The 16,079-nt window shown below is 56.4% G+C and carries 15 protein-coding genes; 8 read left to right on the top strand and 7 right to left on the bottom strand.

Annotated elements, in window-relative coordinates; translation table 11 throughout:
* Positions 1 to 286 precede the first annotated feature (286 nt).
* The 8 genes from AC6CDK_RS15595 to AC6CDK_RS15560 all read left to right on the top strand — a co-directional run bounded on the left by AC6CDK_RS15595 (position 287) and on the right by AC6CDK_RS15560 (position 9,492).
* Positions 287 to 1,705: a sigma-54-dependent transcriptional regulator gene (locus tag AC6CDK_RS15595; RefSeq protein ID WP_192905592.1), complete on the top strand. Its 1,419-nt coding sequence runs from the start codon at positions 287 to 289 to the stop codon at positions 1,703 to 1,705.
* Positions 1,706 to 1,988: 283 nt separating this feature from the next.
* Positions 1,989 to 3,962: a cytochrome C gene (locus AC6CDK_RS15590; RefSeq protein ID WP_192905593.1), complete on the top strand. Its 1,974-nt coding sequence runs from the start codon at positions 1,989 to 1,991 to the stop codon at positions 3,960 to 3,962.
* Between the two features lie 69 nt (positions 3,963 to 4,031).
* A complete protein-coding gene (locus AC6CDK_RS15585) occupies positions 4,032 to 5,072 on the top strand; it encodes a peptidylprolyl isomerase (RefSeq protein ID WP_192905594.1) in 1,041 nt (346 codons plus the stop codon).
* Between the two features lie 108 nt (positions 5,073 to 5,180).
* A complete protein-coding gene (locus AC6CDK_RS15580) occupies positions 5,181 to 5,588 on the top strand; it encodes a rhodanese-like domain-containing protein (protein WP_192905595.1) in 408 nt (135 codons plus the stop codon).
* 14 nt (positions 5,589 to 5,602) lie between these two features.
* A complete protein-coding gene (locus AC6CDK_RS15575) occupies positions 5,603 to 5,977 on the top strand; it encodes a rhodanese-like domain-containing protein (RefSeq protein ID WP_496639905.1) in 375 nt (124 codons plus the stop codon).
* 79 nt (positions 5,978 to 6,056) lie between these two features.
* Complete coding sequence (locus tag AC6CDK_RS15570) at positions 6,057 to 6,620, top strand: SCO family protein (protein ID WP_192905597.1); 564 nt, start codon at positions 6,057 to 6,059, stop codon at positions 6,618 to 6,620.
* Between the two features lie 50 nt (positions 6,621 to 6,670).
* Complete coding sequence (locus AC6CDK_RS15565; protein WP_192905598.1) at positions 6,671 to 8,857, top strand: PAS domain-containing sensor histidine kinase; 2,187 nt, start codon at positions 6,671 to 6,673, stop codon at positions 8,855 to 8,857.
* 152 nt (positions 8,858 to 9,009) lie between these two features.
* On the top strand, positions 9,010 to 9,492 hold the full coding sequence (locus AC6CDK_RS15560) for a nitrous oxide reductase accessory protein NosL (RefSeq protein WP_226048400.1): 483 nt from the start codon (positions 9,010 to 9,012) through the stop codon (positions 9,490 to 9,492).
* 418 nt (positions 9,493 to 9,910) lie between these two features.
* Here the strand turns inward: AC6CDK_RS15560 and AC6CDK_RS15555 are convergent, their stop codons facing one another.
* The 7 genes from AC6CDK_RS15555 to lptM all read right to left on the bottom strand — a co-directional run bounded on the left by AC6CDK_RS15555 (position 9,911) and on the right by lptM (position 15,959).
* On the bottom strand, positions 9,911 to 10,273 hold the full coding sequence (locus AC6CDK_RS15555; protein ID WP_010940839.1) for an HVO_A0114 family putative DNA-binding protein: 363 nt from the start codon (positions 10,271 to 10,273) through the stop codon (positions 9,911 to 9,913).
* Entirely contained in the window at positions 10,270 to 10,557 is a 288-nt protein-coding gene (locus tag AC6CDK_RS15550) for a toxin-antitoxin system TumE family protein (RefSeq protein ID WP_039647245.1), read from the bottom strand. Before AC6CDK_RS15550 ends, AC6CDK_RS15555 begins: the two co-directional genes overlap by 4 nt.
* 121 nt (positions 10,558 to 10,678) lie before the next feature.
* Positions 10,679 to 11,911 (bottom strand): LL-diaminopimelate aminotransferase, encoded by a 1,233-nt coding sequence (locus tag AC6CDK_RS15545; protein WP_066358168.1) that lies wholly within the window; start codon positions 11,909 to 11,911, stop codon positions 10,679 to 10,681.
* A 155-nt stretch (positions 11,912 to 12,066) separates the two neighbouring features.
* Positions 12,067 to 12,867, bottom strand: a complete 801-nt coding sequence (gene dapB / locus AC6CDK_RS15540; RefSeq protein WP_066358169.1) for a 4-hydroxy-tetrahydrodipicolinate reductase — start codon at positions 12,865 to 12,867, stop codon at positions 12,067 to 12,069.
* Positions 12,868 to 12,888: 21 nt separating this feature from the next.
* Positions 12,889 to 13,761, bottom strand: a complete 873-nt coding sequence (gene dapA / locus AC6CDK_RS15535; protein WP_192905599.1) for a 4-hydroxy-tetrahydrodipicolinate synthase — start codon at positions 13,759 to 13,761, stop codon at positions 12,889 to 12,891.
* A gap of 33 nt (positions 13,762 to 13,794) precedes the next feature.
* Positions 13,795 to 15,048, bottom strand: coding sequence for a diaminopimelate decarboxylase (gene lysA / locus AC6CDK_RS15530; RefSeq protein WP_039647253.1), 1,254 nt, complete (start codon positions 15,046 to 15,048; stop codon positions 13,795 to 13,797).
* Positions 15,049 to 15,185: 137 nt separating this feature from the next.
* Positions 15,186 to 15,959: an LPS translocon maturation chaperone LptM gene (gene lptM, locus AC6CDK_RS15525; protein ID WP_192905600.1), complete on the bottom strand. Its 774-nt coding sequence runs from the start codon at positions 15,957 to 15,959 to the stop codon at positions 15,186 to 15,188.
* Positions 15,960 to 16,079: the final 120 nt, after the last annotated feature.

Here is a 16,079-nt window from a genome sequence, read left to right as displayed (position 1 = left end):
ATCAGGAAGCTCCTCCGAGCTGTCCTTTTGTGGCTTTTCAAAGAGCGGTTCAGAGGCATCACTGACGACATTACGGCCCTGATTGAGAGATTCAACCGGCTGTATCAACCTGTCTCAGGGTGATTTGAGACTTTTTCAGGCACGACTATAATAATAAATTGAATTTTAGCAATGTCGTGGCACAATAATTGATAGAGCCCCGGCTCGTAACATCTGGTAACAAAGAAATTCCCCGGAAATGTCTTATTGATCCCAGCCGTCTCGCGTTCAGTCAACAGGATACTGCATGTCACCAATCAAGCTGCTGATAATTGACGATGAATTAGATTTTAGGGAGAGTATTGCCCTGTATCTTCAGGATGCCGGTTTTGTTGTCCTGGAGGCTTCAAATGGCCGTGAGGGTCTGGACCTGTTCGATCATGACCGTCCGGATATAGTTTTTACCGACCTGCATATGCCGGTTATGGATGGTTTTGAGTTCATTGCCGAGTTGGCTGGTAAAAGCCCGGCCACACCGATCATCGTGATCTCGGGGATAGGCCATGTCAAGGAAGTGACCCGCGCAATGCGGCTTGGCGCCCGGGATTATCTCGTAAAGCCGATTCTGGATATGGATGACCTGAAGCTTGTCATCATGAAGGCTTTTCGCGAAAATTCACTGATTAAAGAAATAGATTCCCTCAAAGACAAACTGCTGAGCGGAGATCTGCGTCATCAGGAAGCATTTTCTTTGATCAAGACTCAAAACCAGGACATGATCGCCCTTATGAAGTACCTTGAAGCCATTGCGATCACGTCGGAGCCGGTTTTGATAACCGGTGAAACAGGCACAGGAAAGGAGTTGCTTGCCGAGGCTGTCCATAAAGTCAGTGAGCGCAAGGGGGATTTTATTGCTGTAAATATATCCGGACTTGATGACCAGATGTTTTCCGATACCTTGTTCGGGCATGTGAAAGGTGCCTTCTCCAGTGCGGAGCATCATCGCGAGGGGCTCCTGGCCCAGGCTGCCGGTGGCTCCATCTTTCTGGATGAGATCGGCGATCTCCATGAAACTTCACAAGTCAAGTTGCTTCGCTTGCTGCAGGAAAGGAAGTATTATCAATTGGGGGCGGATATTCCCAAGAAAACGGATGCCAGGATAATTGCTGCGACCAATCGTGATCTCCGGCAGATGGTGAATTCGGGCACCTTTAGGGCTGATCTCTACTACCGGCTTTTTACGCACCAGATTACCATCCCGCCTCTCAGAGACCGCAAAGGGGATATACCACTGCTGCTGGATTGTTTTATTCATGAAGCCGCCAATACCCTGGGAAAGAAGCCCCCGACATATCCCCCGGAGTTGCTGTCTTATCTTGCTGCCTACGATTTTCCCGGAAATGTGCGCGAGCTGATGGCCATGGTCTTTGATGCGGTGGCAAGGCACACCCATGGTGTCCTTGCCATCGATAGTTTCAGAAAGGCGATTGGCTTCGAGATCTCAACCAAGACCGCAATCAATGACATGGCCAAGTGTACCATTATGCTGCATAACGGAGATGTGGAGCGTATGCCGACACTGGATGAGGCCGAGACCGTGTTAATCGGGCAAGCCATGGATCTGGCAAACGGTAACCAGGGAGTTGCCGCCACTTTGCTGGGCATCTCTCGCAATGCCCTCAATAAAAAGATCAATCGCAGGAAGGCTCGAAGTCATATGGTTTAAGTACCCTTACGCCGTTTGAACTTGCTGCGCCGATAGTACCAGCCACCACAACCCCAGATAAATACAGCCTCCACCTCCTTCCAGCTTTATTAGCCTGTGCTAAATGTACCAGGGCTACCCGTCTTTGTGTCGATGTATCTGTCCGATAAATAACAACAAATTGTTGGGCACCCTCCTTGCACAAATCTTGGATGAACCTAAAGTTCTGTGTTGTTATGCAATTTTGTGGTGGTTTTTGTTGCAACGCAGTTACTGGGCCGATAAACCTGAAAGGAGCGGTAAAATGAAGAATTTAGTGAAAAGCATCATTGCCTTGGGAGTGTTTTGCATGCCGTTGCTGTTGTTACAGTCTTTGCATGCCACCGAGAAAGGGGCGCGCAAGGATCACGGCAAGGCGGAAGCTGGTGACGTGCGCACCCTGGAAGGGTATGTGGAGCAGGAAAAAGAGTTCTATGATTTTCTGAAGAAAAACCACCCGCTTTTTAAGTACGAAAAGGATGGACGTCTAGTCGGCAAGTACCAGATCAGCGATCGTGAAGAGGAGTTTGTCGAGTTCGGCGGTGGCAAGGATTATGCCAAGAAGGTCAATATGCAGACTGCCATGACCTACCGGCTTGGCATGGAATCCATCCTGGACCTGCCCAACAAATTTGTCGGCGCCAAAAAGTGCGGCGAATGCCATCCTGCCCAGTACGAAAAGTGGAGCCGTTCTCGCCATGCACTTGTGGTTCGCTTCCCCGACGAAATGGTGGAGTTGCCCAACAAGGACCTGAATGCACCCCTTTACGGCACCAAGGATCTGGCTATCCTGCCGAAGGGTATCACCCCCGATATGGTCTACGCCATTATCGGCACCCCCCGCACCAAGTACGGCTTTCTCGATGCCTGGCTGGTGCGCGGGACATACCACGTTGAAGATGGTCTGCTGCGCGACCTGACAGGCAGGATGGTAGCCGGCGGCAACCAGCATTCAAAACATTGGGGGCAGTCTTTAACCCCGGAGATGGCCAAGAAGATCGCAGAGTTTGTGCCAGGTTTCCCCACCAAGCTGGCTGATTTTGGCGACAGCAGCTCCAGCGTGTGGGGCATGACCTCATATGGCGCCAAGTACAGGAAGAATATGCTGTTCCAGCCGGCCAGTTCCTACTGTGAAGTCTGCCACACCTTCAAATTCGACTTCAAGAGTCAGAAAGAGCTGTTTGCCGCCCTTGGCAAGCCGGAGGAGCTGCGCAAGCACACGATAAACAAGGGTATTTCCTGCGAGGAATGCCATGGCGCCGGCGCTCACCTGGTAGGCGCCCGAGGTGCCGGCATGCCGTCTAACTGTGAGCGTTGCCACCAGCGCTTTGCCTATAATGAAGATGAAGCCCAAAAAGATCCGAAACACCAGCTCAGCTCCTACTTCAAGAGCGCCTGCCCCTCCTGTGGCACGGAAGGTTCACAGGCCTATTTCTCCGAGCATTATCAAAAGGGTATGCGTTGCGGCACCTGTCATGATCCCCATGAGGTGACCGAGAACGATTGGAGAGACAGCTACACCGTGCCAGGACTCAAGAAACAGTGCCAGGACTGCCACTCTGCCCAGTCTGAGTTCTTTAAGAACAATTCGGCTCACAGCACCCATAAGTGCGCCAGCTGCCACATGCCGGTTATGATGAGCTGTGAGAACTTCGCAACGATCCAGTTTCCCGACAAAGGGGGCTTTGACAACACCCGGGCTGCCCACATCTGGAAGATCAATGTCTCCCCGGATGAAAAAACACTCAACCCGCCTGAAGGCAAGGGCCGCGATTTCAGAGGACCTTGGCGCCTTACCAAAAGGGATGGCAAGCCGGCTATCGACCTGATGTGGTCGTGCGGCCGTACCAGCTTCAGTGACGGCAATCTCCTCAATAACGGTGGCTGCCACAGCGGCGCTCAGTCCCAGTTGCCTAAACAACTGCACTTTACCGATCAGAAACAGATCTTCGAGGTTGTGGATGCATGGCAGAAACCGGTGAAAAAAGGGATCAAGGGGCTGCAGGAAAACTTCACCAAACTCGATCCGCTGCTGGCCTCCTCCAGGAAGGCGCAAGCCGATAAAGCCCAGATTCAGGTCATGATCAACCAGGCCAAGGACATCGTTTCCGCTATAGAGAAAGACGGTTCCTGGGGAGTTCACGCCCCTGAATACACCCTGAAAAAGGTCAAGGAAGCCGAGATATTGGTGGATGGTGCCAATGCCGCCCTGACAGGTGCTAATGTGACGAAGAGGTAGGGACACCACGTGCCGGCCCGGCGAGTTGTGCGCCGGGCCGGCTTTTTTTACAAAAGGAGATTGATGGTAATGTCTATGAACAGGAAGAAATGTGCCATTAATATTCTGATGTTGCTTCTGCTCCTGGGGGGCCAGGCGGTTGTTGCCGCCGGGGAAGGGGCTGAAATTGCAGGGTCAGAGTCTGCTCCGGCCAAGATGGATGAAGTTGCAACGACCTCCTGGGGCGACGTCCTTGCCAGGGTCAACGATACAGCCATTACCCGCGCCGATGTGGACCGTGCCGTAAGGATATTCCTGGCTCAGAACCGCGTGTCTCACGATCTTGCTGCGGAAGTGCGCAAACAGGCGGATGAGGCGGCCCTGGAACAGGTTGTCGCCACCAGGCTGCTGTACCTGGACGGCCTCAAACTTGAAATCAAGGACCTGGACAAGCAGATCAACGACAGGATCAGCAGGGGGAAGGCAAAGTTCCCTGCGGTAGAGGAGTATGTGGCTGCCTTGAAGGCCAACAATCTAAGCGAGCAGGATGCGCTTGAAATCGTGCGCACTGAAATAGTGGTGGCCAATTTGCTGGAAAGCCGGGTCATTAGCAGGATCGTGGTTACAGACGCTGAAATCCGCGCATTTTACGACCAAAACCAGGATAAGTTCAAAAGACCTGAAGGTGTGCGCTTAAGTCATATTTTGATCGGAGTATCCCCCCAGGCGCTACCGGAGGAAAAACAGAAGGCCAGGGAAAAGGCTGAAAGCCTGCGCAATAAGTTGCTTGCAGGGGAAGACTTCGCCGCGCTTGCCAAGAGCGAGTCATCATGCCCCAGCAAGGAGCAGGGGGGGGATCTCGGTGTCTTCACCAAAAAGGAAATGGTGCCTGAATTTGAAAAGGGGACTGCTTCCCTTGGGATCGGTGAAATCAGCCCGGTAGTCGAAACGCAGGAGGGCTATCACATACTGAAACTTACTGAAATAAAAAACAGCGAGGTGATTTCTGTCGGTGAGGCAAAGGAGAGGGTCGGGGAGTTTCTAAAGCAAAACAAGGCCCAGCAGGCCATAAATGATTATGTTGCCGGATTAAAGCAGAAGGCAAAGATCGAGTATCTTGCCGTAAAGTGACCTGTCTTGCAGTCAAGGTGTACCCGGACCTTTGGCCCCAAGGCGCTGGAAGCAAAGACATGAGGCAGGAAGCATGCAGCGGGGCCGGAACTTCTTTTAGGATGATCCATGAAAAGCTCACTTTTACTATTGCTGTTTCTTTTGCCGACGGTTCTCTTTGCCGCTGATTTTTACCAGCCGATCCCCGTGGCCGAGGTTGCCCGGCTGATGAAAACTCCAGGTGTCACGGTCCTGGATGTCAATGTTCAGGAGATATGGGAGAAACATCATATTCCCGGCGCCGTGCATATCGCTGGGCCGGATATTGCCCGCTACCTGCCGGTGGACAAGAAAGCACTGCTCATATTTTATTGCGCCGGTCCTTTGTGCGATGCCAGCGGCATTGCAGCAAACCAATCGGTCATGCTCGGATACCGCCGGGTTTATGTCATGCGGGACGGCATCTTCGGCTGGATGAAGCTCGGGTATCCGGTGGAGTCGGCTGTCCCCGACAAAAAGCAGGGTACACAACAATGATAGCGAGGTCTGTTTTGAAATGCCTTATTTTGCTCTCAATGCTTCTGCTTCTGCCCGCAGTTCTTTTTGCCGAAGACTATTTCCAGCCAATTCCCATGGCCGAGGTTCTCCGTTTCAGAAACCGGCCGGATGTTGTGGTTTTTGATGTCAATGTCAAGGAGATATGGGAAGAGCATAGCATCCCTGGTGCGGTGCATATCGATACCCAGGATTTTGAGAGGTTTCTGCCGAAGGACAAGAACGCCATACTGATCTTTTATTGCGCGGGACCTGATTCCAGACGGTCCGCCATCGCGGCAAACACCGCTATCATACTCGGATTTCGCCAGGTATATGTCATGAGGGATGGCATCTTTCGCTGGCTCAGCGCCGGGTATCCTGTTGAATAGAAAATCCCCCGGCAGGGTCCGCAGGTTTCGTTGTGACCATATGCATTTCAGTCTCCGGCGGGGATGAGGACAAAATTACATGCAAAAAATCAATCGGATAATTGTTTATACGCTCTTGCTGACTATTGCCGTGTCTGGAGGCTTTGTGCGCCAGGCAGAAGCCGGCAACAAGAAGAATAAAAAAAGCATAGAGAGTTTCGTGGTGCCTGATGCTGTCCTTACAAACCAGAACGGGGTAAAGGTGAGCCTGAGAACCCTTTTGCAAACCCAAAAGCCGGTTATGCTGGATTTTATCTATACGGCCTGCACCACCACCTGCCCTGTCCTGTCGGCCACGTACGCAAGCATTCAGAACAGGCTTGCCCCGGATACCCAAAGGGTCCAGCTTGTATCCATATCAGTTGATCCCGACCATGATACGCCGCCGGTGTTGAAAGGGTATCTTAAGGCCTATCGTGCAAAACCCGGCTGGGATTTTCTTACGGGAAGCAGGGAAGAAATAGACAAGGTTCTGAAAGCCTTCAGTATAAAAGAGATGTCATATAACTATTTCACATTGATCCGCAGTTCGCCCGACAGTAATTGGATCAAGATCACCGGTCGCTTGGACGCGACGGAAGTAATCAGCGAATATCTAAAGTAGACCGTCTGTAAAGTTCATATACCCTCTCGCATGAAAAATCAGGAATTTCCATGAGCATCAGGTTCAAAATAGGTATTCTGGCGCTGGTTGTAACAGCATCTGTTTCAGTCATGGCGCTGACCGCCATATTCAGTGTGCGCAATCTGTCAGATGAGGTCGATCTCCTTCGCACCCATCAAATCATCACCCAGTTGAGCGTCGTCAAGTTGAGCCGTGACATGAATTACCTTTCCCGGCTGTCACGCGACATCATGCTGGGGGGGGACTATGAGCGGGACATAAAAGCTGTCAATGACATCGCTGACAAGGTGTCGAATCATTTCGATCTGCTTTATAAGGCCGCTGACAACTTCGAAACCAAGGGGTTGATAACGAAAGCACATTACGACACCAATGATTGGCTTAATTCAACTAAGGTGGTGCTGGCCGAGCTTGGCAAAAATCCCACTGAAGACCGGCACAAGGCTTACAAGGAGTATGAACGGGATATAACCCCCAAGGCCATGAAGGCCAGGGAAAGTTTTGAAAAGATACTGCAGTGCTCGGAAAAGGATTTCAAGGGGGGGGTCGAGGTCTTTGAAAACACCATGGCCAGATCCGCCACTGCCGTCATCATTGTCAGCATTATCGCCATTGTCATCATTGTTTTGAGTTTTGTCGTGATCCTGCGCACGATTCTGATCGAGATCGAGAACCGCCGCCATGCCGAAGAGGCGCTTAGCGCCAGTGATAAAACCGCACGAGCGCTTCTGGACGGAATCGATAACTCCACCTATCTCATTGACCCTGACGGAATTGTTCTCGCCATTAACGCAACGGCCGCAAAGCGTGCCGGCAAAGACGCCAATAAATTGGTGGGAAGCTGTCTGTGGGATTTTTACCTCCCTTCCGGGATCTCGCACAAACGGAAGCAAATGGCGGCGCAGGTCATTGCCACCTGTCGCGCGGCACGGTTTGAGGATGAGCGCAACGGCTTGATTTTTGACCACACCTATTACCCGGTATTCAACGACGCTGGTGCGGTCGTGAAAATAGCGGTCATGTCCATTGACGTCACGGAACAGAAAAAGGCGCTGAAGGCGCTGGAAGAGAGTGAAAAGCGCTTTCGGACCCTGATCGAGGATGCCCCGATAGGCATCTCCATGTCCCGTGACCTGCGCTATACCTATGTCAATCGCGCCTATACGACAATATTCGGGTTCAATGATCCGTCGGAACTGATCGGAACCTATATCGGCGATCGCATCGCGCCGCAGTGCCGCAGCGAGATCACCGGGTTGGTGCGCCGATGCCTCGATGGCGGGAAGGTTCCCTTTGAATTCGAGACGATCGGGATGCGCAAGGATGGGCTGCGTTTTCCCTGTTACGTAGATATCACAAGGCTGACCTTCGATGACGGTCCCATGTCGATATCGTTCACAAGAGACTTCACCGAGCGCAAGCAGGCCTGGGATCTCATGATTCAGACCGAAAAGATGGTCATGATCGGCGGCCTGGCGGCCGGGATGGCCCATGAGATCAACAATCCGGTCGGCATCATCATCCAGAACCTGCAGAACATCGAGCGCAGGCTGGCCGTTGATTCGCCTGACAATCAGGCCGTTGCGGACGGGCTTGGCATAAACCTGCCGCAGGTCGGCAGCTACCTGGATAAGCGCGGGATTTTCAAGCTGCTTGTCACGATCCGCAACGCCGGGGAGCGGACGGCCAGGATCGTATCCAATATGCTCCAGTTCAGCCGCAAGAGCGATTCTGAACACAAGCTGTCCGATCTGCCGCTTGTCATCGAGCGCACCATGGAGATGGCGGCAAATGATTACGACCTTATGAAAAAATACAATTTTAACAGTATCAACTTTGTCAGGCACTTCTCGCCTGACCTGCCGCAGGTAAAGGTCAACGTGACCGAGATCGAGCAGGTGATGATCAATATCCTGAAGAACTCGGCCCAGGCCATGTCGTGTTATGGGACCCCTGATCCGGAAATAAATCTCAGCGCATATCGCGAAGACCAGATGGTTGTTGTCAAGGTGGCGGATAACGGCCCAGGGATGGACGAGCAGACCCGCAAGCGGATTTTCGAGCCATTTTTCACAACCAAGGAAGTCGGTTTCGGAACGGGGCTGGGATTGTTTGTTTCCTATACCTTGATCACACAGAGTCATAAGGGGGTCTTTACCGTTGACTCAATCCCGGGCAATGGGGCTTGTTTTACCATCAAACTTCCGCTCGATTAGCTGGATAACGGCAAAAAGCGGGGCTCATCGAGGCCGGGCGCAAGGCAAACAACCCGTGAGTAATAAGGTGCCGTCTGGAATGATTGCAGGGCCCGGCAGCTATGGCGCCTGCCTGGTCACAGGTTGCAACATCATCGCAAAGGGGGCTCAGCATGCAACTGTTCAGGCGCCTGGCGCCAATATTGGTTTCGCTTTTGCTGCTTTTCTCGGCCGCCATTGGCGCGCCACCGGCCGTCATGGCCCCGCTGGCCACGGACAAATGCCCGGTATGCGGGATGTTTGTCAGCAAATACCCGGACTGGGTAGCCACGGTCACCTTCAGGGATTCCACAACGCTGTTTTTTGACGGCGCCAAGGATTTCTTCACCTATTATCACAACATGCGGAAGTACACCCCGGCCAGGAAGCAGGATGCCATCTCCGCCATAACCGTTAATGATTATTACACCCTCAAGCCGATAAATGCCAGGCAGGCCTATTTTGTCAGCGGCAGCAACGTGTACGGCCCCATGGGAAAGGAACTGGTCCCCTTTGGCAAGCAGGCCGATGCCCAGGCATTTGCCAAGGACCACAAGGGGAAGCAGGTGCTGCGTTTTGCTGACGTTACCCAGGCCGTGCTGAAAACGCTGGAGTAAGCCCGGTCCGCTGCGCAACTTCAGGTGACAACTGTTCAATCCGCCAGGGGAATTATTGATTTTAATGATTGCAACCACAACACATAGACGGTGAGCCGGTCAGGGATGAACGGTGCCGCTGGCTAAATTCAAAACCATGAAATGGAGGTTGTCGCATGAAAAGAACAATTGTGTTGTTTTGCCTGTCCCTGTCTTTGGCCAAGGGGTCGTAATTTGCAGTTTTGATTTAATAGAAGATAGCGGGAATGGAGCAGTATGGGAAATGTGAGAGACAGAATAAATCGACCGCGAAATTCAGCAGATTTTTGAATCCTGTTACCTCTAAGCGTGTCAGCACGGGAGTCCCCTTATGAAAACCTGTCACTGATGATTTTATTTCGCCCCAGACTGAGTTTCGGGGACAGTTTACTTAACTCCCTTACGCCGCCAGACGAAAGGTAGCATCAATCTCGTCCCAAGGGACGAAGAACCGACTCTCTTCATCCTTCTCCACCAGTCCCAGCCGCTCCAGGGTCTTCACGTCGTCAAAGACGTTGCGGTACTGCCGGTGGAGTTTCTTCGCCAAGGCGTTGATGCTCACATGACCCATGGCGTGCAGGGTATTGAGCAGTTCGAACCGTTTCGGAGTGAGGTATTTGAGCAGCGTGGGGAGATCCTCGAAGTAGAGGCGTTCCACCGGCTGCTCCGGCCGCCATCCATTGTCGATGCTGCGAGCTAAATCCCGTGCCTCGGAAAAGAATTCGTCGTCGGACTTGATTCCTATCTTGATGTCCCGTTTCATTTTTTCAACACCTCCCTGACATCCCCTTCAAAGTCAGCGAACAACTTCTCCAGACTGGTAAAAACGTACGGCTGTTCGCCATCAACGACATGCCGGTGGTCGCCCTTTCCCCGTTCGTTGTCGTACCTGACCATACATGAACCGGTTTCCAGGACGCCGCAGAAAAGACGGTACTTAAATCGGTGGCTGCAACCATCTACGGGGGCATCGAGTATCCAGACCACCAATTCGATGATGAGCCCTTCTCTGACTTTCTTGTTCCTGAGAACAAGCGTTGCCCCCACAGTCTTACCTCCCGAAACATATGTTATTAGATAACACAATTCACATCCGCGTCAACAGGGGAATCTCACCGGCAAGAAGTAGAATAACGAAGGGCGACCTCATCGGCCGCCCTTCGTTATTCTACTTCAAATTCTTCTTTATCCTCTCCACCGCCTCAATGACATTCTCGCGGTGCCCGAAGGCCGACAGCCGGAAGAACCCTTCGCCGCTGGGGCCGAAGCCGGAGCCGGGGGTGCCGACCACGTTGCACTCTTTCAGCAGCTTGTCGAAGAAGTCCCAAGAGCTCATGCCGCCCGGGGTCTTAAGCCAGATGTAGGGGGCGTTGACCCCGCCGTAGACGGTGAGGCCGGCGGCGGCGAGCCCTTCGCGGATGATCCGGGCATTCTCCATGTAGTAGTCGATGATCTCTTTGTTCTGCTGCCACCCCTCGTCGGAGTAGACCGCGGCGGCGGCCTTCTGGACCGGGTAGGAGGCGCCGTTGAACTTGGTGGTGGTGCGGCGCAGCCAGAGCTTGTTGAAGCTGTACCGCTCGCCCGTCGGCGTGGTCCCCATGACCTCTTCCGGCACGACCACGAGGCCGCAGCGGACGCCGGTGAAGCCGGCGGTCTTGGAGAAGGAGCGGAATTCGATGGCGCACTTCTTGGCCCCTTCGATCTCGTAGATGGAGTGGGGGATTGCGGGATCGGTGATGAAGGCCTCGTAAGCGGCGTCGAAGAAGATGACGGCGTCGCTGGCAATGGCGTAGTCGACCCACTTCTTCAGCTCGGCCTTGGTGGCCACGGTGCCGGTGGGGTTGTTGGGGAAGCAGAGGTAGATGATGTCCACCTTCTCCGTGGGAAGGGACGGGATGAAGCCGTTCTCCTCGGTGCAGGGCATGTAGACGATGCCCTTGTAGTAGCCCTTGTCGTCGGCCTCGCCGGTGCGGCCGATCATGACGTTGGTGTCGTTGTAGACCGGGTAGACCGGGTCGCCGATGGCGACCACGTTGTCCAGGGCGAAGATGTCCAGGATGTTGGCGCAGTCGCACTTGGAGCCGTCGGAGATGAACATCTCCTCGGTCTTAAGGTCCACGCCCAGGGGCTTGTAGGACTTCTCGATGATGGCGTTGATCAGCCAGTCATACCCCTGCTCCGGACCGTACCCGGCGAAGTTCTCGGTGGTGGCCAGGTCGTCCACGGCCTCGTGGAACGCCTTGATCACGGCCGGGGCCAGGGGGCGGGTCACGTCGCCGATGCCGAGGCGGATGACCTTGGCGTCGGGGTTGGCGGCGGCAAACTCCCGCACGCGGCGACCGATCTCCGGGAAGAGGTAGCCGGCCTTGAGTTTCAGGTAGTTGTCGTTGATCTTTGCCACGGGAAAACCTCCAGGATGTAGTTCGTTTCGAACAGATAACGCAAAGACGCGAAGACGCAAAGAAAACAAGGGGCTAGACGGGTCGAGCCGGTGCTGATCTTCTTTGCGTCTTGGCGCCTTGAGTGAGTAAAGCGAACGGGCGTTGCCGCTGTCGTTTATTTAAGGCCCAGGACGTCCTGCATGTCGTAGAGGCCCGGCTGCTTCCCCACCACCCACTGGGCGGCCCGGACGGAGCCGCGGGAGAACATGTCGCGGGTCATGGCCCGGTGGGAGATCTCGATCCGCTCGCCCATGCCGATGAAGTAGACGGTGTGCTCGCCGACGATGTCGCCGCCGCGCACGGTCTGCATGCCGATCTCTTCCTTGGTCCGCTCGCCGCAGATTCCCTCGCGGTGGTAGGTGGCCACCTTGTTGTAGTCGCGGCCCAGGGCCTCGGCCACCACCTCGCCCATGCGGACGGCGGTGCCGCTGGGGGCGTCCTTTTTCTTGTTGTGGTGCAGCTCGACGATCTCCACGTCGAAGTCGTCGCCCAGGGTCTTGGCCACGTCCTTGAGAATCTTGAAGCAGACGTTGACCCCGACGCTCATGTTGGGGGCCAGCACCGCCGGGATATCCCGGGCCAGTTCCACGGCCAGGGCGCGCTCCTCGGGGGTGAAGCCGGTGGAGCCGATGACGATGGACTTTTTCTTGAGGGCGCAAACCTCCAGGTTCTTGAGGGAAACCTTGGGGGTGGTGAAGTCGATGAGGACGTCGCACCCTTCGACGACGGCGTTGAGGTCGTCGGAAATGGCGATGCCCAGGGCGCCGCAGCCGGCGATGAGGCCAGCATCCTGCCCGACCATCTCGTGGCCCGGCCGCTCCAGGGCGCCGGAGACGGTGCAGCCCGCCTCCCTGGCGGCAACGATGATCCTCTGGCCCATGCGCCCGGCGGCGCCGCAGACAGCTATCTTGGTCATATCAACCTCGCAGTTCGCGCGTTAAATCAACTGGTACTCTTTCATGATGGCAGCCAGCTTCGCCTTGTTCCCCTCAGACATGGGGCAGAGCGGGAGGCGGACCTCGTCGGAGCACTTGCCCATGAGGCCCAGCGCCGTCTTCACCGGGATCGGGTTCGACTCGATGAACATGGCGTTGCTGATCTTGAGGGTGTTCAGGTGGAGCCGGCGCGCCGTCTCCAGGTCACCGGCAAAGAAGGCGTCGGTCAGGTCGGCCACGGCCTTGGGCATGATGTTGGCCAGCACCGAGATGACCCCCTTGGCGCCACAGGCCATCATGGGGAAGGTGATGAAGTCGTCGCCCGAGAGGACATCGATCTGGTCGCCGCAGAGTGCCAGGATCTCCGAGGCCTGCTGGAGCGAGCCGGTGGCCTCCTTGATGGCGACGATGTTCTTGTGGGGCGCCAGTCGCGCCACGGTGTCGGGGAGCATGTTGACCCCGGTGCGGCCCGGCACGTTGTAGAGGATCTGGGGGATTGCCACGGCATCGGCGATGGCGGTGTAGTGGCGGACGAGCCCCTCCTGGGTCGGCTTGTTGTAGTAGGGGGTGACCAGCAGCACGCCGTCGGCCCCGGCATCCTTGGCCTTGCGGGAGAGCTCGATGGCTTCGGCGGTGGAATTGGAGCCGGTGCCGGCGATGACCGGGACCCGCTTGTTCACCTGCTCGATGACGATCTTCACCACGTCCATGTGCTCGTCATAGTCCAGCGTCGATGATTCGCCGGTAGTGCCGCACGGAACGATGGCGTCGGTGCCGTTGGTGATCTGGAACTCCACGAGTTCCCGCAGTTTCTCCTGGTCCACCGCGCCGTTGGCGAACGGGGTGACGATGGCGACAATGCTTCCCTTGAACATATCCGTATCCTCCCTCTCTGGGGTTGTCTTTCGTTACAGGAACGACGGCACCCGCTCGCCCCGGATCAGGTCTTCCACCGTCTCCCGCTCGCGGACCACTTCGAACTGGTTCCCCTTGACCATCACCTCGGCCACCCGGGGACGGCTGTTGTAGGTGCTGCTCATGGCGAAGCCGTAGGCGCCGGCCGACATGAAGGCCATCAGATCGCCCTGGCGGAACATGGGTACCTCCCGGTCCTTCACCAGGAAGTCGCCCGACTCGCAGATGGGACCCACGATGTCGGCCACGATCATGCCGTCCTGGTCCTTGACCACCGGCTGCACGCCGTGGAAGGAGCCGTAGAGGGCCGGACGGGCCAGGTCGTTCATGCCGGCGTCGATCATGATGAAGTTCTTCTCGTCACGCTCTTTGGTGAAGAGGCACGTGGCCACCAGGATGCCGGCGTTGCCCACGATGTTGCGGCCCGGCTCGAAGAGCAGGTGCATGCCCAGCTCCTTGGTGGCCGCGACGATCTCCTTGCCGTAGTCGGCGGGGAGCGGCGGCTCTTCGGTGCTGTACTGGATCCCCAGGCCGCCGCCGCAGTCGAAGTACTGCAGGTCGATCCCCTGGCCGCGCAGGTTGGCGATCATCGCCTTCAGCTTCTCGATGGAGTCCACGAAGGGAGTGACCTTGGTCAGCTGGGAGCCGATGTGCATGTCGATGCCGATCACGTCGATGCCGGGGAGCGTCTTGGCGCGGGCGTATTCGGTCATGGCCCGGTCAATGGTGATGCCGAACTTGGCGTTCTTGAGGCCCGTGGTGATGTAGGGATGGGTCTGGGGGTCCACGTCGGGGTTGACCCGGATGGCGATGCCCGCCTTCTTGCCCATGCGGGAGGCGATCTCGGAGATGCGGGTCAGCTCCTGCTCCGACTCCACGTTGAACATGAGGATGCCGGTGTTCAGGGCGTACTCGATCTCGTCGTCCTTCTTGCCTACGCCGGAATAGACCACCTTTTTCGGGTCCACGCCGGCCTGGAGGGCGCGGTAGAGCTCGCCGCCGGAAACGATGTCGGCGCCGCCGCCCAGGGTGATGAAGGTCCTGAGCACTGCCTGGGTGGAGTTGGCCTTGACCGAGTAGCAGATGGTGTGGGGGACGCCGGCAAAGGCCTCGTCAAAGGCAGTGAAGTGCCGGGTCAGGGTGGCGTGGGAATAGACATAGACCGGGCTGCCTACCCGGGCCACGATCTCCTTGAGCGGAACCTCCTCGGCGTGGAGCTCGTTCCCTTTGTACTGAAAGTGATTCATGATGTCCTCCGTTTATGAAAAGTGAATAATCGTCACGCTGTAAACAAAAGTGGACATTTTTAACATGCAAGACCGAAAAAGTCAAAAGATTAGCGGCTTATCGCCCGGTTCCGGCCGCCGCGCGCAGTGCCTGCCCCCTACTCCGGCTCGGCCAGGGCGCCCCGGACCGTGTTGGATGCGGCCCCTTCCACCAGCTGGCCGTCCACGGCAGCGACCTGGCGCACCAGATAGACATAGGTGACGCCACGCTCCAGGCGCTGGTCCTCGTAGCTCGTGCCGGTCACCGGCGCCGGCGTCAGGAGGACCAGGCTGGCGAGGTCGTCGCCCCGGCGGCGGTAAATGTAGGCGCCAACGGACTCCCCGGTCGCCAGCGGGGACTGCTCCCACTGGAGCGCGACTCCGGTTGCGCTCGACGAAGCGGTGAGGCGCGGCGCCGGCGGGGCCGCCACCATCGTGCGCCGGGCCCGGTTCGAGGCACCGCTCTCGCTGCCGTCCTTTTTGAAGGAGATTACCTTGTACTGGTAGGTGACCCCGTTGGTCAGGCCGCGGTCGGCCAGCACGTAGCGACCGTCGTAGGTGCGCACGTCCTGGGGATATTCCAGGTCCACGGTCCTGACCAGCGCGTAGGCGGTGGGGCACTCCTCGCAGTCCTGTCCCGGCGGAAGCACCGGCCTGCGGTAGACCCTGAACCCGGCCAGGTCCTTGAGGGGGCGGCCCCCTTCATCCCTGTCGGGCGCGGGCCAGGAGACGTAGAACGCGTCATCCTTCTGCTCCACCGTCAGGGTGGCGACGGGGGCCGGCACGAAGGATTCGGGCGGCACCAGGGGTCCCTTCCTGCCGCAGCCGGCCAGGGCGGCCGCAAGTGCGATTCCGGCAACGAGCTTGACTACGATTCCATGGTTACCGCTCACTGTCCCCTCCCCGGCCCTGTGCCGCGACGCGAATCACGCTATCTCCCCACTTTGGCCCGCTCGATCTCCGCCCTGACCCGCTCCAGGGCCGTGCCGCCGGTGGCGGCCCGGGCGTTGACC

This window comes from Geobacter sp. PheSNFMC (assembly GCF_059620965.1).
This window is presented reverse-complemented; position numbering and strand designations above follow the sequence as displayed.